This window comes from Hymenobacter sp. HSC-4F20 (assembly GCF_019599275.1).
Classification (GTDB): Bacteria; Bacteroidota; Bacteroidia; order Cytophagales; family Hymenobacteraceae; genus Hymenobacter.
On sequence record NZ_JAHZTD010000003.1, the window covers coordinates 78,345 to 95,736 of the forward strand.

The 17,392-nt window shown below is 58.4% G+C and carries 15 protein-coding genes and 2 tRNA genes; 7 read left to right on the top strand and 10 right to left on the bottom strand.

The annotated features are described in order from the left end of the window. Positions 1 to 26: 26 nt before the first annotated feature. The 4 genes from K3G63_RS16330 (at position 27) to K3G63_RS16345 (ending at position 6,393) form a co-directional block, all read left to right on the top strand. On the top strand, positions 27 to 443 hold the full coding sequence (locus K3G63_RS16330; RefSeq protein WP_220615207.1) for a hypothetical protein: 417 nt from the start codon (positions 27 to 29) through the stop codon (positions 441 to 443). A gap of 225 nt (positions 444 to 668) precedes the next feature. Further along, positions 669 to 3,830 (top strand): efflux RND transporter permease subunit, encoded by a 3,162-nt coding sequence (locus K3G63_RS16335; RefSeq protein WP_220615208.1) that lies wholly within the window; start codon positions 669 to 671, stop codon positions 3,828 to 3,830. A 94-nt stretch (positions 3,831 to 3,924) separates the two neighbouring features. Next, entirely contained in the window at positions 3,925 to 5,157 is a 1,233-nt protein-coding gene (locus tag K3G63_RS16340) for a TolC family protein (RefSeq protein ID WP_220615209.1), read from the top strand. A gap of 66 nt (positions 5,158 to 5,223) precedes the next feature. Next, positions 5,224 to 6,393, top strand: coding sequence for an efflux RND transporter periplasmic adaptor subunit (locus K3G63_RS16345; protein WP_220615210.1), 1,170 nt, complete (start codon positions 5,224 to 5,226; stop codon positions 6,391 to 6,393). 62 nt (positions 6,394 to 6,455) lie between these two features. Here K3G63_RS16345 and K3G63_RS16350 read toward each other — a convergent pair whose 3' ends face one another. The 8 genes from K3G63_RS16350 to mltG all read right to left on the bottom strand — a co-directional run bounded on the left by K3G63_RS16350 (position 6,456) and on the right by mltG (position 11,737). Beyond that, a complete protein-coding gene (locus K3G63_RS16350) occupies positions 6,456 to 7,724 on the bottom strand; it encodes a PAS domain-containing protein (protein WP_220615211.1) in 1,269 nt (422 codons plus the stop codon). A 34-nt stretch (positions 7,725 to 7,758) separates the two neighbouring features. After that, entirely contained in the window at positions 7,759 to 8,118 is a 360-nt protein-coding gene (locus K3G63_RS16355) for a hypothetical protein (RefSeq protein ID WP_220615212.1), read from the bottom strand. Between the two features lie 204 nt (positions 8,119 to 8,322). Beyond that, positions 8,323 to 8,407: transfer RNA gene (locus K3G63_RS16360), tRNA-Ser, on the bottom strand. Positions 8,408 to 8,480: 73 nt separating this feature from the next. Further along, positions 8,481 to 8,567 (bottom strand) — tRNA-Ser (locus K3G63_RS16365). Positions 8,568 to 8,685: 118 nt separating this feature from the next. Continuing rightward, entirely contained in the window at positions 8,686 to 9,657 is a 972-nt protein-coding gene (locus K3G63_RS16370) for a YihY/virulence factor BrkB family protein (RefSeq protein ID WP_220615213.1), read from the bottom strand. 158 nt (positions 9,658 to 9,815) lie between these two features. Further along, positions 9,816 to 10,304 carry a thioesterase family protein gene (locus tag K3G63_RS16375; protein WP_220615214.1) on the bottom strand — a complete coding sequence of 163 codons (489 nt, stop codon included), beginning with the start codon at positions 10,302 to 10,304 and terminating at the stop codon, positions 9,816 to 9,818. Positions 10,305 to 10,308: 4 nt separating this feature from the next. Next, complete coding sequence (locus tag K3G63_RS16380) at positions 10,309 to 10,635, bottom strand: hypothetical protein (RefSeq protein ID WP_220615215.1); 327 nt, start codon at positions 10,633 to 10,635, stop codon at positions 10,309 to 10,311. Positions 10,636 to 10,663: 28 nt separating this feature from the next. After that, positions 10,664 to 11,737, bottom strand: a complete 1,074-nt coding sequence (gene mltG, locus K3G63_RS16385; protein WP_220615216.1) for an endolytic transglycosylase MltG — start codon at positions 11,735 to 11,737, stop codon at positions 10,664 to 10,666. 189 nt (positions 11,738 to 11,926) lie between these two features. Between mltG and K3G63_RS16390 the strand changes: the two genes are divergently transcribed. Together K3G63_RS16390 and K3G63_RS16395 are read left to right on the top strand one after the other, a co-directional pair. Then, positions 11,927 to 13,753: a T9SS type A sorting domain-containing protein gene (locus K3G63_RS16390; RefSeq protein WP_220615217.1), complete on the top strand. Its 1,827-nt coding sequence runs from the start codon at positions 11,927 to 11,929 to the stop codon at positions 13,751 to 13,753. 198 nt (positions 13,754 to 13,951) lie between these two features. Further along, entirely contained in the window at positions 13,952 to 14,581 is a 630-nt protein-coding gene (locus K3G63_RS16395; protein WP_220615218.1) for an L-threonylcarbamoyladenylate synthase, read from the top strand. Between the two features lie 82 nt (positions 14,582 to 14,663). On the opposite strand, the gene K3G63_RS16400 is transcribed toward K3G63_RS16395, so the two are convergent. Next, positions 14,664 to 15,572, bottom strand: coding sequence for a lysophospholipid acyltransferase family protein (locus K3G63_RS16400; RefSeq protein ID WP_259404526.1), 909 nt, complete (start codon positions 15,570 to 15,572; stop codon positions 14,664 to 14,666). Next, a complete protein-coding gene (locus K3G63_RS16405; RefSeq protein ID WP_220615219.1) occupies positions 15,569 to 16,453 on the bottom strand; it encodes a hypothetical protein in 885 nt (294 codons plus the stop codon). The genes K3G63_RS16400 and K3G63_RS16405 overlap by 4 nt, the downstream gene beginning before the upstream one ends. Positions 16,454 to 16,580: 127 nt before the next feature. Between K3G63_RS16405 and K3G63_RS16410 the strand changes: the two genes are divergently transcribed. Then, complete coding sequence (locus K3G63_RS16410) at positions 16,581 to 17,348, top strand: WbqC family protein (RefSeq protein ID WP_259404527.1); 768 nt, start codon at positions 16,581 to 16,583, stop codon at positions 17,346 to 17,348. Positions 17,349 to 17,392 lie beyond the last annotated feature (44 nt).

The following is a 17,392-nucleotide window of genomic DNA, read 5'->3' on the forward strand; positions in this document are numbered from 1 at the left end:
CTGCCCCAGGAGTTACCTTTGCCGAGATGAAACCGGTAGTAGCCTTCTTTCTGGGAATCCTGATGCTCGTGAGCAGCCTCGTGCCGCAGAACGATCTGTCGGAGCTGGGGAAGCTCCCGGAGCTGGCCCGGCACTACCGCTACCACCAAACCCTGGCGGGTGGCACCCTCTCGCCGCTGGCCTTTCTGGTGCTGCACTACGGCCCTCATGGCGCCGACCACCGCCGTAACCCCTACTCCCAGCGCGACGCCCAGGACCACCACAAGCTTCCGCTGGAACCGCATCACCACGACTGTGTGATGGTAAGCTTTGTACTGCCGACGGGCCGGGTAGTGCTGCCGCCACGGCCCCAAAGCTGGCCGGCCCCCGACTACCACGTAGCCGCCGGGTCTCTGTACGCTTTCAGCGTCAGCCAGTCCTTGCTGCAGCCACCACGAGCGTAGCTACCCCGCGCCCCCGGGCGAAGTGTGCCCGACTGCTACCCCGGTTGCCGCCCGCAACCCTCGTTTCTTTTTGCTGATTTTGCCTCCGCCCGAGCAGGGTAGAGACCTACCCCTACGCGTCTGATGGGCGTGTGCTCAGGTTGTTCTCGCTACGTCTTCGCCGGGCTGCCCCGGTACATGCCGTCTTGCGTGTTGTAATCTGCGGAGGCAGCACTTCTTCCTTCTATGCTTTCCCGCATCATTCGGGCCAGTATCCACAACAAGCTGTTTGTAGTGCTACTGCTCATCGCCTTGCTGGGCTGGGGCGGCTACTCGGCCGCCCACCTACCCCTCGACGCCATCCCCGACGTTACCAACAACCAAGTTCAGGTTATTACCCAGAGTCCGGCCCTTGCCGCCCAGGAAGTAGAGCAGCTGCTCACTGTTCCGCTGGAGCTGAGCTTGCGCACCATTCCGGGCGTCACGGAAATCCGCTCCACGTCGCGCTTCGGCCTCTCGGTGATTACCGTGGTGTTCGAGGACGACATCAGCACCCTGCAAACCCGGCAGCTGGTGGCCGAGAAGCTGCGCACGGCCGAAGCTGACCTGGGCTCCGACCTCGGCCGCCCCGAAATGGCGCCCATCACCACGGGCCTTGGCGAAATCTACCAGTACAGCATCGGCATTAAGCCCGGCTACGAGCAAAAGTTTTCCCTTTCTCGCCTGCGCGACGTGCAGGACTGGATTGTGAAGCGGCAGTTGGCCGGCGTGCCGGGGGTAGTGGATGTGAGCAGCTTTGGGGGCTACGTGCGTCAGTACGAAGTCAGCGTAAACCCCGAGCGCCTTAATGCCAGCGGCGTGACCATGAGCGAGCTGTTCACGGCCCTGGAAGCAGGCAATGCCAATACGGGCGGTTCCTACCTCGAGCGGGGCCGCAATGCTTACTTTATCAGGGGTGAGGGCCGGGCTGCTTCCCTGCAGGACGTGGGCAGCATGGTAATTAAGCAAGTGAACAACGTGCCTCTGCTGGTGCGCGATGTGGCCACCGTGCGCTTCGGGCACTCCGTCCGCTACGGGGCCATGACCTTTAACGGCAAAGGCGAAACGGTAGGCGGCATCGTGCTGATGCTGAAAGGCGCGTCTTCGGAGCAAACCATTAAGGGCGTGAAAGCACGGGTGGAAGAAATCAACCGCCAGCTGCCCGAAGGCCTCTACGTGCGCCCCTTCCTCGACCGAACCAAGCTGGTAAACACGGCCATTCACACCGTCGCTAAAAACCTGATTGAAGGCGGCGTGATTGTGATGCTGGTACTGCTGCTACTGCTGGGCAACTGGCGGGCCGGGTTGGTGGTGGCCTCCATGATTCCGCTGTGCATGCTGTTTGCCCTGGGCCTGATGCACACGTTCGGGGTGTCGGCCAACCTCATGAGCCTGGGCGCCCTGGACTTCGGGCTGATTGTGGATGGGGCCGTAATCATCGTGGAAGCCATGATTTTTCACCTGGTGCACTTCCGCAGCAAAGCCGCGCACGAAACCATGGACCAGGTGGCCGAAACGGCCGCTACCCGCATGATGCGCTCCGCCCTGTTCGGCCAGCTCATCATCCTGATTGTGTACCTGCCCATTCTGGCCCTCACCGGCATTGAGGGCAAGATGTTCCGGCCTATGGCCCTGACGGTGAGCTTTGCTATTGTGGGGGCCATGCTCTTGTGCCTGACGTACGTGCCGGCCGTATCGGCCTGGGCCCTGCGCAAGGACATCAAGGAAGAAGGTACCGTGGCCGACCGCATCATGAAGGTTCTGTACCGTGGCTACCGGCCCGTTATTCACGGGGCCCTGCGCCTGCGCGGGCTGGTGGCCGGCGCGGCGGCGGGGTTGCTGGTGCTGGCGGGGGCAGTGTTTGCGGGCATGGGGGGCGAGTTTATTCCGCAGCTGGACGAAGGCGACTTTGCCGTGTACGTGGGTTTGCCACCCGGTTCTTCGCTGGCCCAAACCATTGCCACCACTACCCGCGTGCAGAAAATCTTGCTGCAGCAATTTCCGGAAGTAGAGCAGGTAGTAGCCAAAATTGGCACCTCGGAAATTCCTACCGACCCGATGAGCCTGGAAGACTCCGACCAGATTGTGGTGCTCAAGCCCCAGGCCGAGTGGACTTCGGCCAGCTCCCGGGAAGAATTGGCGGGCAAGATGAGCGAGGCCCTGGCCGGCGTACCCGGCGTGAGCCTGGAGTTTCAGCAGCCCATTCAGATGCGCTTCAATGAGCTGATTTCGGGGGTAAAGTCCGACATCAGCATCAAGATTTACGGCGACGACCTGGGCTTGCTCTTCGACAAAGCCAACGAAGCGGCGGCCCTGATTCGGCCGCTGGCAGGGGTAGGCGACCTGAAAGTAGAGCAAATTGCCGCCCTCCCCCAGCTGCGCGTAACCTACAACCGCGGTAAGATGGCGCAGTACGGCCTGCGGGTAGCCGACCTGAACACGCTGCTGCGCGCCTCGTTTGCCGGCGACGTGGCCGGCCAGGTGTACGAAGGCGAGCGGCGCTACGACCTGGTGGTGCGCCTGGACAGCACCAACCGCCGGAGCATTCAGGATTTGCGCGCCCTGTACGTTGATTTGCCCAACGGCGACAAGGTGCCCCTGGAAGAAGTAGCCGCCGTCGACTTCCGGAACGCCCCCATTCAGGTATCGCGCGATGATGCCCGCCGCCGCATCAACATTGGCGTGAATGTCCGCAACCGCGACGTGGAAAGCTTGGTAGCCGATATTCAACAGCAGCTTACCACGAAGCTCAAGCTGCCGGAAGGCTATGCTCTGCAGTACGGCGGGCAGTTCGAGAACCTGCAGCAGGCCAAGTCGCGCCTGGCGGTGGCCGTGCCGGTAGCGCTGCTGCTGATTTTCGTGCTGCTGTACTTGTCCTTCCACTCCGTCAAGCAAGCCCTGCTCATTTTTACGGGGATTCCGCTGGCGGCCATCGGGGGCATTCTGGCCTTATGGGTGCGCGGCATGCCGTTTAGCATTTCGGCGGGGGTAGGCTTTATTGCCTTGTTCGGGGTAGCCGTACTCAATGGCATCGTGCTGGTAGCCAGCATCAATGAACTGGCCTTGGTAGGCGTTACTTCGGTGCAGGAACGGGTACTGAAAGCTACCGCCGAGCGGTTTCGGCCGGTGCTGCTCACGGCGGCAGTAGCTTCCCTGGGCTTCCTGCCCATGGCCCTGAGCAACTCGGGCGGCGCAGAAGTACAGAAGCCGCTGGCTACCGTAGTGATTGGCGGACTGATTTCGGCTACCCTGCTCACGCTGGTTGTGTTGCCCGTGCTTTACACCTTGTTCACCAAAGACGGCGAAGCCAGCCCCGTGGAATCAACCCCGGAAGCCCTGGCCGATGCCCGCGAAAACCATGAGCTGTAATTCACTTTCTCAGCTCAGAGTGTGTACCAGTCCTGCACCTTCTGGGGCAGGTTCTAAGGCTGATATTCCCTGTATGTTCTACCGCTTTCTTCTCTTGGCACTGCTGCTACCGGGCCTGCTCCGGGCCCAGACTACGCCGCGTACCTTACCACCGCCAAGTCCTGCCGGGCCAGCTGTTGCCGAAGGGCCACTCACGTTGCAACAGGCCCTGCAAACCGGCTTACGGCAAAGCTTGCTGGTACAAACAGGTAACTTGGCGGTGGAGCAGCAACGTGTTCTGGCTCGCACGGGCTACGATGTTCCGCGCACGGTAGTCGATTATCAGGTGGGGCAAATTTCGGGGCCGTTGCGCGACCAAAGCCTGAACATTGTACAACAGGCGGCGCTGCCTGGCGTGTATGGGGCGCAACGCCGCTTGCTGGAAGGCCAGATTCTGACGGCTGAGCAGCGCGCCCGAACCCAGCGCCGGGAGTTGGTACACACCATCCGCTCCACGTACTATGAGCTGCTGCTCAGCTACCGCCGAACTGCCTTGCTGCGCCGCCAGGATAGCCTCTACCGCCGGGCCGCCCGGGCCGCCCGCATCCGCTACCAAACCGGCGAAACCAACCGCTTGGAGCAGGTTTCAGCAGAAGCCCGCCGACTGGAGCTGCAAAACCAATTGGCCCTGGCTCTGACAACTCAACAGGTGCAGCAACAGCAGCTCGGGGTGCTGCTGAACCTGGGCCGCCCCGCTACCATCGACACAACTGCTGCCGCCGTGGTACCCCTTACCCCCGCTGATACGGCTACCCTCACGGCAGCCTCCAACCCTACCCTGGCGCTGCTGGAGCAGGAAATCGACGTCAGTAAACGTCAGACCAAAGTAGAACAGCTGCGCCGCCTGCCCGATGTGCGCTTGGGCTACTTTAACCAGACGATCAACAAAGAAACGGGCTTTCATGTAGCCCAGGCTGGTATTGCCCTGCCCTTGCTCGGCGGTATGCAGAAAGCCCGGATTCAGGCAGCCCGGCTTGGCGAACAAGCGGCCGAGGCGCAGCTGCGCTATGCTACCACCCAGCTTACGGGTCAACTGGCGGCCCTGCGGCAGCAACTCGTCCGCGCTCAGGCTTCGCTTAGGTACTACGAGCAAACTGCTCTGCCCCAAGCCCGTCTGATTCTGGATACCGCTGAAAAAAGCTTCCGCGCCGGCGACATCGAGTACGTGGAGTACGTGGTGAACACCGAGCCCGCGTGGCAGATCCGCACGGCCTACCTCGAGCAAATCCGCCAGTACAACGAGCTGGCCCTTTCCCTCCAGACCCTCACTGGCCCCGACATTCAATAACCGTTATACCACGAAAGCCTACCTCGCCTCAGCAAGGCCCGACGGTAGGCTATCTTCTCCTCACGCATGCGCTACATTCTTTTGCCTTTTCTGACGGGTCTGTTGGCAGCCTGTGGCTCTGATACCACTACTACCCCTCCGGCAGCTACCTCCCCCGAATCGGCTACCCCTGCGGCCACCACCAACCCAGACGAGGTAAGCATCAGCCCCGCTCAGGCCCAGGCGGCGGGGCTCGAAACGGGCTCCTTCGCGTGGAAGAACATGACCACCGATGTGCAAGCCAATGGTAGCATTGATGTGCCGCCCCAGAATCAGGCCTCCGTGTCCGCCGTTATGGGGGGCTACGTGCAGTCGGTGGAGGTATTACCCGGGCAGCAGGTGTCCCGCGGCGGCATAGTGGCCGTACTTCGCCACCCCGACTACCTCCGGCTCCAGCAAGACTACCTGCAAAGCAAGGCGCGGGTTACTTTCCTGCAGAAAGAGCTGCAGCGCCAGCAAGCCCTGGATGCCGAGGACGTAGGAGCCAAACGCAAGCTCCAACAGGCTCAGAGCGACTATGCTTCGGAACAGGCTACCCTCCGGACTACGGCGGCGCAACTCCGCATGCTGGGCCTCTCGATAAGCCGCCTTGACCGGGGTGATATTTCGCCCACAGTGCCGCTGGTTTCTCCCATTAAAGGCTACGTCAAGACGGTGAACATCAATCCCGGACAGTTCGTGAATCCTCAGGATGTGCTGGTAGAAGTTGTGGACCGCTCCGACCTGCACCTGGAACTGAAAGTGTTTGAGCGAGATATTGCCCGGGTGAAAGTTGGGCAGCATATTCTGTTCAAGATTCCCAGCCGGGGCTCCAACGAAGACCTGGGAGCCCGCGTATTTCTGGTAGGCAAGGCCTTCAACGACGACGCCCGCACGGTCAGCGTACACGCCCACCTGGAACCGGAGCGCGATGATGTGCTACCCGGCCAGTACGTATCAGCCCACATCCAGACGGCCGGAGCCCGGCAGCGCACCCTTCCCGAAGACGCCGTTATTCAGGCCGGCGAGCTAAGTTACATCTTCGCCCAAACCAAGGCCGGAAGCTACCGCCGTTACAAAGTCAGGACTGGGGCCGAGGAAAACGGCGACGTAGCCATTACGCCCTTAGAGCCTCTACCCGATACCACCCGTGTGGTGCGCCACGGCGCTTATTTCCTGGATGCCGAACTGAAAAAAGGTCAGGATACCGAGGAGTAAACGCCGAAGCAGCAGAAAGAGGCCGCCTCACTAGGGGCGGCCTCTTTCTGCTGCTTCGGCGTTTACTCGTATTCCCCTAATCGGTGGCGCAGTTCCTGCACTTCCCGCTCCAGGTCAAGGGTACGGAACATTACTTTGGCTTCGAGGTCGGAGTAAGCGCGTTCCAATTGTTCCTGCAGCTGTTTTTGCTCTGTTACATCCGTATTGGTGCCGCACCAGCGCACAATGCGGCCTTCGTCGTCGCGCACGGGTAGGGCTCGGCTCAGGAACCAGCGGTATTCTCCATCGTGCCGACGCAGGGGGAAAGTATCTTCCCACTTCTCCCCCTTCGCCAAGGCCTGCTGCCAGCCCGACGTTACGCCCTCCACGTAATCGGGGTGCTGTACTTTCTGCCAGCCCCAACCCATCATTTCTTCGTGGGTAGTACCGGTAAAGCGGAACCACCGGTCGTTGTACCAGAAAAGAGAGCCGGTTTCGTCGGCCATCCAGGCGAGCTGCGGAATGGCGTTGGCCAGGGTAGTGAAGTCCTGCTCCCGCTTGCGCAAGGCCAACTGCTGCATTTTCTGGTCGTGGATGTCGGTACAAGTACCAAACCACTTCATAATTTCCCCGGCTTCGTTGCGCACCGGCAAGGCTTGGCCCAGAAACCAGCGGTAGTCGCCTTGCCTGGATTTAAAGCGGTATTCGATTTCGTAGAATTCGCCGGTAGCCAGCGAGTGGCCCCATACCTGCCGCGCCCGCTGTCGGTCGTCGGGGTGGAGCAAGTTATTCCACATATCGGGCCCCACACTGTCGGCCAGGGTATAGCCCGTAAAATCTGTCCAGCGCTGGTTAAAGTAGGTGTGGAAGCCCGTCGGGTCGGTGGTCCACACCAACTGCGGAATCAGTTCCACCAGGAAGCTAAAGTCGGTAATGGTGCCCAGGCCACTGCTAGCCTTATCGCGCAGGGCTACTACATCTACTGTGCTGATAATCCATTGCTGCACCTGGCTATCCTGGTTTACCTGCGGATAGCCGGCACTGTGTATCCAGCGGTACTGCCCATCGTGGCGACGCATGCGCAACTCAACCTGGTAGCTTTGCCCGCTAGCCAAGGCGTGCTGCACCACGGCTGCTACCCGCGCCTGGTCGTCGGGGTGAACCAGGGTAGGCCACTCAGTGGATAAGCGGGGTAAGGATAGGCCGGTAAACGCCAACAGCTGCGGACTTGCATACACAGTAGCACCGGTTGCATCCGCAATGCTTAGCAGCATGGTTGGGCTGGCGGGCAAGTGGTTGCTTGCGGACTTTGGAGCAAGGTCTTCCGGAGTGGCAGAATGAGCAAAAGCCATGCGAAAACAAGCAGATTAGCGTGAGAAGAGACGATTACGGGCGGGTCAGCTGCATCTCCATTCCCGACTGAAAGTAGAGGTTGAGCTGGCTGGTGCTGCCGTCGCGGGAGCGGCGCAGGCGGGTAATCAGGGCCCGGGTTTGCTCCTGCCCCAGAATCAATTCCAGGTACGGCCGATTCAACAGACTGTCGCGCTGCACCTGCCAGCGTCCATCATCCCGCACCCCAGGCGCCTGAATTTCTACGCGGCCGGGCTGTAGCTGAAAGCGCTCCGCCTGCGCCAGGGTAGTAGCTGGGTCCGTACGACTTAGCACCCGGTCGGCCACCCGCCAGTTGCCCGTCAGGAACTCATCCGGTAGCTGCTGTAGGTTAACGTCAAAAAGCTGTTCAGACATAGACGCCATAAAGGTAGGTAGCAAGCTCAACAAGTACTACGCTAGTGTGCACAGGCCAGCAATTACTCAAGATTGGGTGTACTAACGATGAAGCCCGCATTATTTTTTGGCTTTCACTGCTTGGGGCAGCAAGAGCCAAAAAAAACAGCCTCCCAACTCGAAGTCAGGAGGCTGCCCGTATACTTGCTGTCCGCTGATGCATTGCAGAGGAGGAGGGATTCGAACCCCCGGAGGTGTTACCCTCAACGGTTTTCAAGACCGCCGCAATCGACCACTCTGCCACTCCTCTAAGGTTGGACTTAGTGCACTGATGCGGAAGACAGCAAGAAAAAGGCTTTTTCACGAATTGAAAAAGCCAAGAGCAGAGAGGGGGGGATTCGAACCCCCGATACCCTTGCAGGTATAACGGATTTCGAATCCGTCGCATTCGACCACTCTGCCACCTCTCTGTAAGGGCCCAACTGAGTGGTTTGGGATGGCAAAAGTATTCATTGCAGCCCAAGGAGCAATAGGCAGGCCCGTTTTTTTCTGCAAGAATTTTCTTACTTACTCATATCCAGCTACTAATTATTTACTAAGCTGAGCGGTGGATGGTAGTTGAGGCCGCTTTAGCCGGCCCGTTACGGCGTCGATGCTCACGTTCACCTCAAACCCCAGAATCAGGGTCATACACACGAAATCCAGCCACACCATGAAACCCACCAGCGTGCCAATGGAGCCATAGAAGTGATTATAGCTGTCAAAAATCTTCACGTAGAGGATAAACAGAAAAGACACCAGGAAGATAAGCAGGGTAGCTACCACCGAGCCGGCTGAGAGAAACGGCCATTTATCGTGCACGGGCGGCACGTAGTAATATACCAGGCAGGTAGTTAGCAGAAACAGCCCTACCACGGAGCCGTACCGCAGCAGCGCAATCAGCTGGTTGGTCAGGTGTTCAGGCACAATTTCGTGGTACACCAACGCATCGATGATGTAAGTACCGAAGAAGATGCCGGCCACTGAGAACAAGAGTACCGCAGAAAGTACCACCGTTAGCAGGGTAGCAATAACCCGCTTGCGCACGTAGGTTCGCTTCTTAAAGGATGGGTATTTTTTCTCAAACGCGTCGAGTAAAGCCATAATACCATTGGAACTGAGCACCATGGCCGTGGCAAAACCAAACGAGAGCAGCCCGCCGTGCGGTATGTTTACAATGTCCTCAATAGTCCCGGAAACGGCCACGTACATCTCCCGCGGAATCAGGTCGGCTAGGAACTGCAGGATATCGACGTTGAGGTTGGGAACCGGGATGTAGGGAATGAGGGTAAACAGGAAGATAATAGTGGGAAAGATGGCAATGGTCAGGTTAAATGCCATGTAGCTGGCCCGCTTGGCAATGCCATCAAGCTTAATTTCCTGCAAGAGCCGGTCAACTACGTCGTACACCGAGGCCTGCCCGCCGTGAAAGCGCAGCCGCTTCAGAAACACGATGAAGCGCCGGTAACTGCGGCGGCGGCGCACATCGGGCAAATGGTAGCGTCGAACGGGAAGGCGCATGGAGGTCAGGTAGGAATGAGCAAGAAACAGGAGCAACTGGGTAACACCTCCGGTTGGCATTTTGCTCATTCTTGACTGTTCTGAGCATTTTCTTGGCCGCACAACCGACCTGCACCCACAGCAATAGAGACTACTGCTCAGTACGCATTCCTCGTTGCTTATTTCTTCAGAAAAGCAGCCGGGGCCGGAGCATCGGTGGGTGCTTTGGGCGGCGTGAGAGGCCCGGCCGTTTCTTCGTCGGTGAAATAGGGCGCCAGCTTGGCCTGAATAGCGGGCGGAATAGGCACGGGCCGGCCAGTGGCCATGCTCACGAATACCATCAGGGTGTGGCCCTCGGTGAGCAGCTCCTGGGCCTCGTTATAGATTTCGTACTCGAATAGCACGCGCGAGCCTTCGGCGGGTTGTTTCAGCAGCAGCCGAACGGTCAGCAGGTCGTCGTAGCGGGCGGGGCGGCGGAAGCGAGTCCGGATTTCGCCCACGGGCATCCCTACCCCGTCGGCTTCCAGGGCTTTGTAGCTGATGCCCAGCTGGCGGAACGCCTCCGTCCGGCACACCTCGAAGTACGCCGCGTAATTGCCGTGGTACACGTAGCCCATCTGGTCGGTTTCGGCGTAGCGGACGCGGATTTGGGTGTCGGATTGGTACATGTGGTTAGTCCTCAGAGTCAGGGGTTAATCCGTATAGTTTCAATAAGTCAAGGAGATAATGCCCATAAATTTCTACTCTGTTTAAGTCAATAATTATCACTAAAAAAACATCTGCATTATTAGTTGCTATAAGTACATGCAGAAATGCCTTTCTAGGATGCTGGTATACATACGGTACTAAACCATCTGATAAAGTATATTCTTTCAAATCACTAACTGGCACCGACTCAACATAGGGCCAAATATCAAGCACGGGCTCTGCCGTTGTCGTAACATCCAACATCGGTGCTTGGAAAACCGCCTGGTACTCTTCGTGACTGAGCTTATTCAAGTTTATTGGTTTCGTAAGCGCATCAGTTTTACTTCATGATGCCGCTGCGCGTCAGGGCGGCCTGGTAGCGGCGGGCGTTTACCAGGTGCTCCTGCTCGTTACGGGCAAAGGCGTGGTAGCCGCTGAAATCTTCCTTGGCGCAGAAGTAGAGGTAGTCGTGGCTTTCGGGATTGAGCACGGCATCAATGCTGGCAATGCTGGGCAGATTAATGGGGCCGGGCGGCAGGCCGGCGTACTTATACGTGTTGTAGGGCGAGTCCTTGGTCAGGTGCACGTTGAGCACGCGCTTAATGGTAAAGTCCTGGTTGGCGTACACTACCGTGGGGTCGGCTTGCAGCTTCATGCCACGCTTGAGGCGGTTGAGATACACCCCGGCCACGCGGGGCCGCTCATCAGCGTGCTGCTGCTGCTCGGCTTCCACAATGCTGGCCAGGGTGCTGACCTCGGCCCGGGTGAGGCCCAGCTGCTGGCGCTTGGCGTCGCGGGCCGGCGTCCAGAACTTCTCGTACTCCTTCTTCATGCGCTGCATGAGGTTGTCGGCCGAGGTGTTCCAGTACAGCTCGTAGGTGTTGGGGATGAACATGGTCAGGATGCTGGTGGTATCGAAGCCCAGGCTTTTGGTGTAGCTGGGCGAGCTAAGCAGCGAGTCGAACTGACCGGGGCGGGCATCAATGGCGGTGCTGAGCTTGCGGGCCAGGTCCTCACGCAGGCGGATGTTCTGGAACGTGAGCTTGAGCGGCGACTGGCGGCCCGTGCGCAGGTCGTTGATAAGCTGACGGTTGGTGTAGCCGTCCTTCAGCTCGTAGCGGCCAGGCTTCACCAGCTTCTCGTACTTCATCAGGCGGGCTACAAAGTGCAGGCTGAGCTTGTCCACAATCACGCCCGAGGCGTCGATGGAGTCGAGCACGGCCTTGGCCGACTGGCCCCGGCGCACCAGCACATAGGTCGGGCGGCCCTTGGTTTCCACGTTGGGCGTGAAGAATACCTGGTAGAAATAATACGAAAAGGTAACGAGTATCAACCCGATAATGCCCGTTATATAAGCAAAACGGTTGCGCCGGCGCGTGGCCTTGGCTTTGTAGTCGATGCGGGTTTTGGCCATAAGGCAGGATGAGGTAACAAAACGGTAATATGGACCGTCCGGGCCGCTGCTTGGGCAACCAGACGGATTAGGGTAGCTTTGGCTCGTCAAAAGTACGCGGATTCTGCGGCTGTACCACGGTTGGGCATTTCTGGCACAATCGTGTCTTGGCCCTAACTTTTTTTCTCACCTTTCCTTCTGTTTTCCTCTATGAAACACGCCTACTCTTCTTGGAAGCTGCGCGTTGCAGGGGCCTCTGCCCTGCTGAGCCTTGCTTCGGTGGCACACGCACAAACGCCGCTCGGCCTCTACACCTTCACTGGTGCGACCGGCAGCGAGGCCACGTTTCCGGTTGATGCCCAGCCGACCAACGCCACTTTCAGCCCCGCCTCGCGGGGAACGGGCGTAACACCTTCGGCTGGTAGCAACGCATTTGTAGCCACGGATTGGAGCACCGGCGCAGTAGATGCAGCCGATTATTTCAGCTTTTCAGTAACGCCCAGCGCGGGCTATACGCTGCGCCTGGACAGCCTGCGGTTTGATGAGCGCCGCTCGGGCACTGGCATTCGCGACTGGGCCGTGCGCTCCAGCCTCGACAACTTCGCCACGGACATTGTAACGGTTAACGTGCCCGACGACACAAATACCCGCACCAACCGCAAAATTGTTCTGCCGGCCGCTTTTGCCAGTCTTGCTTCCGCAGTAGAATTCCGCATTTATGGCTACAATGCCGAAGCTACCGCAGGCAGCTGGCGCGTTGATAATGTACGTCTGCACGGCGCTGCCGTACCAGGCACCACAACTGCTCCTACCCTCTCGTTTGGTGCCGTTAGCGCAACGGTAGCCGAGAGTGCCGGCACCATCCAGATTCCGGTGAGCATCAGCGCAGCTCCTACCCAGGCAGTAACCGTGCAGGTAGCCATAGCAACGGCAGGCGGCACCGCTACCTCTCCCGCCGACTATACCTTCACAACCCAGACACTTACGTTCCCAGCAGGCTCTACCGCCAGCCAGAATGCTACCCTGACGCTGGTAGATGATGCTGCCACTGAGCCCGCCGAAACTATTGTGCTGTCGTTGCAGAACGTGGAGCCGGCCGGCGCGGCCATGGCTGCCGCGGGCATCTATACTATCACCGTCACCGATAACGACACGCCGGCAGGCCCGGTGGTAACCCCCATTGCTACGCTGACTACCAACGACGCCGCCGGAGTGCCTCTGCAAAACGGACAAAGCGTTACGGTCCGCGGCACGGTATATGGCGTCAATACCCGCACGGCTGGCTACCAGCTCACGGTACTTGATAATACGGGGGGCATTGGGATCTTCTCTTCTACTAACATCGGCACCATCACGCTGGCCGAGGGTGACTCGGTAGAAGTTACCGGTACACTGGGCCAGTTTAACGGTCTTACCCAAATTACCCTAAGCGGCATTACGCCCGCTGGCCGCGCCCGCCGTACCTACCAGCCCCGTGCTATTACTACTGCCCTCACGGAAGCAGAGGAATCCGAACTAGTACGCATCACAAGCCCGCTCACGTCCACGACGCCTTCCCAGTGGGTGACAAACTCTACTGCGTCGGGCTATACTGTAGATGTAACGGCGGCTAACGGCGTGGCGTATCAGATTCGTATCAACCGCGGCTCTACCCTGTACAACCAGCCGGCACCGGCGGGCCCGTTCTTCCTCACCGGCATTGGTTCTCAGTTTGACAGCTCGACGCCGTATACCGAGGGCTACCAGATTGTTCCGCGCAGCTTAACTGACCTTGTACTGAGCCGCCGCGAGCCGGCCTTTGCCGCGGCTGTTGTTGTGTTTCCGAACCCTACCACCAGCAAGCTTACTGTGCGCTTGGATGCCGCCGGCCGCGGCGCTACGCTGGAAGTATTCAGTGCTTTAGGTCAGCGCGTACGCCAAACTGCCTTGACTGCCACCGAAACTACTCTGGACGTAGCCGCGCTGCAAGCGGGTGTTTACTCACTGCGCCTGACGACGAAAGATGGCAGCGTGTCGCGCTTCTTCGTAAAGCAATAATCTATCTGCTGTAAAAGGGGCAAAAGGCTCCGGCATGGTATGCCGGAGCCTTTTTTTATGTTCGGCTGGAGCCTGTAGCGTAACACAGTGCGCAGTTTTACCGAAAAGAGTAGCAGATTTCTCCTTCCCCTTGTACCTTGACCGCCCCCGCCGACAGCCGGCATGGGGCTGACTGCTCACTCAACTGCTGCTTCTGCTATGTCCGCAACCTTGCTTCGCATTCACCCCGACAACCCACCCCAAAACCGCATTGCCCAAGCCGTAGAAGTCCTGCGCAATGGCGGGGTTATCATTTATCCTACCGACACGGTCTATGGCCTGGGCTGCGACATTCATAATGCCCGCGCCGTGGAAAAGCTCTGCCGTATCAAGGGGATTCACCCGGATAAAGCCAACCTCTCCTTTATCTGCTCCGACCTCTCGCACATTACCGACTACGCTAACGGCATTACTACCCCAGTCTATAAAGTCCTAAAGAAGGCACTGCCGGGGCCATTTACGTTCATTTTCGAGGCCAGCACCAAAGCCCCACGCTACGGGGGCGTGAAGCGCAAAACCGTGGGTATCCGTGTACCCGACAATCAGATCTGCACTACCCTGGTACGCGAGCTGGGCAACCCCATCGTTTCTACCTCCATCCACGACGAAGACGAAATACTGGAGTACAGCACCGACCCCGACCTCATCTACGAGAAGTATCGCCCCCTGGTAGATTTAGTTATTGATGGCGGATTCGGCAACAACATCGCTAGCACAGTTGTCGACTGTACTAATGAGGACTTCGACATTATCCGGCAGGGCGCCGGCGACATTGAGCAGTACCTGTGAGATAGTGAAAAATAGCGAGCGGGGGAGCATAACGTTCTACCCAGGCAGTTTGTGCTGGCAGAACGTTACCCTCCCCCGTTCACTAGTTCACTACCCGTTTATGCTTCCAGCGCCGGTGAGTCCAGAGATAGTCGGCGGGGAATAAGTGAATATCTCGCTCCAACTGTCGCACGAAAGCGTCGGTGATGGGAAAACTATCGGTGGGCAACGGGGTGTCGCCATCATACAGCTCCGTCAGGATAATTTCGTAGTAGCCACGGCGCAGACGCCGGATGCTTACGTATACCACTGGGCACTGGAAGCGACTGGCCAAGCGTTCGGCGCTGGTATAGAAACCGGCATCCTGCTGCAGGAAGCTTGTCCAGTAGGGCCGGTCCTCAGGGCCCGCCGCTTGGTCAGAGAGCATGCTTACTACCCGGGTTTCGCCCTTGCGCTGTACTAAGTCGCGCAATGTGTCGCGCATCGGAATAAGCCCCGAGCCCATGCGGGTGCGCAGCCGATACATGAAGCTTTCAAAGAATGGATTGCTCAGGGGCTTGTACACACCATCGGTGTGGGCGGATAGCCAAATAGCCCCGGAAGTCAGCACCCACTCCCAGTTGCCAGCGTGCGAGGATAAGCCAAGCACCGTGCGGTGGTTGGCGAAATGGCGCTCCAGCACCTCCGGATTGCGAAACAGAACCCGCTGCTTCAGCTCGGCGGCAGGCATACTAGCCAGTTTGATAACTTCTACCAAAACTTGTGAAAAGTGCCAGTAAAACCCGTACGCCAGCTTGATAATTTCAGCCTCTGATTTCTCCGGGAATGAGTTACGCAGATTTTCCAGCACCACCCGCTTCCGGTAGCGCACGCCATAGGCCAGCAGCAGGAAGAAGCCCCGGGCTATGCTGTACAGGACGGACAGTGGCAGCCGCGAAAGACCAAGCAGTAGCCACTCCAACGGCCGATAGTACCACGGGTACGGTTTGACAGGGACGCGGGCAGTACTCATTGCGGCATCACGGCCCCGGCGGGAGCATAGTCGGCTGGATTGCGGCGCACGGTGGTAGTTTGGGTGGAAAGCATTTGATTTTTGGCGTTACGAACCTCTACAGTAAGCATGTACTCGCCGGCCGGAACTTTGCTCAGGTCCAGGTCCCCGGTTAGCACGGTAGGCTTGCCCTGCGCGCCCTGGATTGCTCCCTGTCCGGTTACTGCGTCCTTGGCCGCCTTCGGGGCCCGGAGGCGGTAGCGCACTACCAGGGGCTGCCCAGCCGCGGCGTTGTATAGCTCGGCGTAAAAGTACAGCTTCTCCATGCCCCGCGCATACAACCCGCCCGGTGCCCGCGTCAGGCTCAGACCATTTCGTATGAAGTTGTTGGCTTCTACGGCCGAGCGGCTCGCCGGCTTGCTCAGCAATACCAAGTCGCTAAGCGCCGGTTTTGGGCTAGTAAACTCCAGCACCAGAGGCTGCTCCACAATATCGGTATTCGTAGCGCGATACTGGTCGCGGAGCTGTCCGCGCAGCACGTAGCGGCCTTCAGGTAAGGTAATGCGCTTTTGAAAGCTGATCGGGTTTTTAATGGCAGCCGTGGTATCGCGCAGCACCGGTGGGCGTAAGGTTACGGTTTCCTGGTAGGCCGCCGTACCATCGGGGCGCACAGCTTCCAGCAGTACGGTGGCGCCCGCCTGAAACATCTTGGGTCCGCGGCGCTGGTAGGTTAGTCGCTTACCCGAGACAGTGGCGTAGATTTCCACTACGCCACCCCTCACGGCTACATCCGCACTGCGGAAGGAGGCTACATCCAACTGGAGTTGGTGTTGCGCTACGGCCGAGGCTAGCGGCATTAAGAGCAGAAACAGGGGTAGCAGAAAACGGGGTCCGAAAGCCATAGTGTCAGATTGGCGGTAGTCAAGGTAAAAACGCGGCGGATACGTCACGATCCAAGCCTGGCAAACGCGCGAGCTGACAACGTCGTTTCAAAAGCGCCATCCCACTTTTGTATACGCCTGTCCAGTTATGGAAACGCAGGATGGTTTGCTATCAATTTCGCAGGGTAAGTTCGCGGTTTACCGGTATTCCCGTATACTCACGCTTCCTCCTCTCTTGCCAAGAGCTGAATTTTTTCGCATGCCTGCTATTTTATTCGAGTCGCAGTACAATCCGCCAGCGGCTTTTTTCGCCGAACTGCTTGGTGCCGAGGCGCTGTGGCTGGAAACTCAGGACAACTACCAGAAGCAAACGTACCGCAACCGCTGCCTGATCCTGACGGCCCAGGGCGTGCAGCCCCTTACTGTGCCTGTTATCGATGGTAACCGGAGCGAAAAAGTACTTACCTCGGCCATCGAAATTGACTACCGTCAGAATTGGGTGCACCGCCACTGGCGTACTTTACAAACCGCTTACGGAGGTACGCCGTATTTTGAATACTACGCCGACTATCTGCACGATATCTACGTACAAAAGCCACGGCTTCTATTCCAGCTAAACCTGAGCTTGTTACAGCTGTTGTTGCGGTGTCTGAAGCTACGCTTACCCATTCATTTTACTACCGACTACCAGCCTGTCTACACCCCCGCAGGTCACGCATCGTTTCCTCAACCCAGTACTCCATTTGTGCTTGACCGTCGCAACTGGCTGACACCAAAGTCCGCTGCTTCGGCGGAACCTGACAGGACGTCGGTTCGGCCCTACCAACAGACGTTTGGTAAAGATTTTGTACCGGGACTCAGCATCTTAGACCTGCTATTTATGCAGGGACCGGCCGCCGGCAGTTTTCTTACGTAGTGTACTTGCCGCCTCCGAACCTTCGCCCGTTACAATCTGTTTTC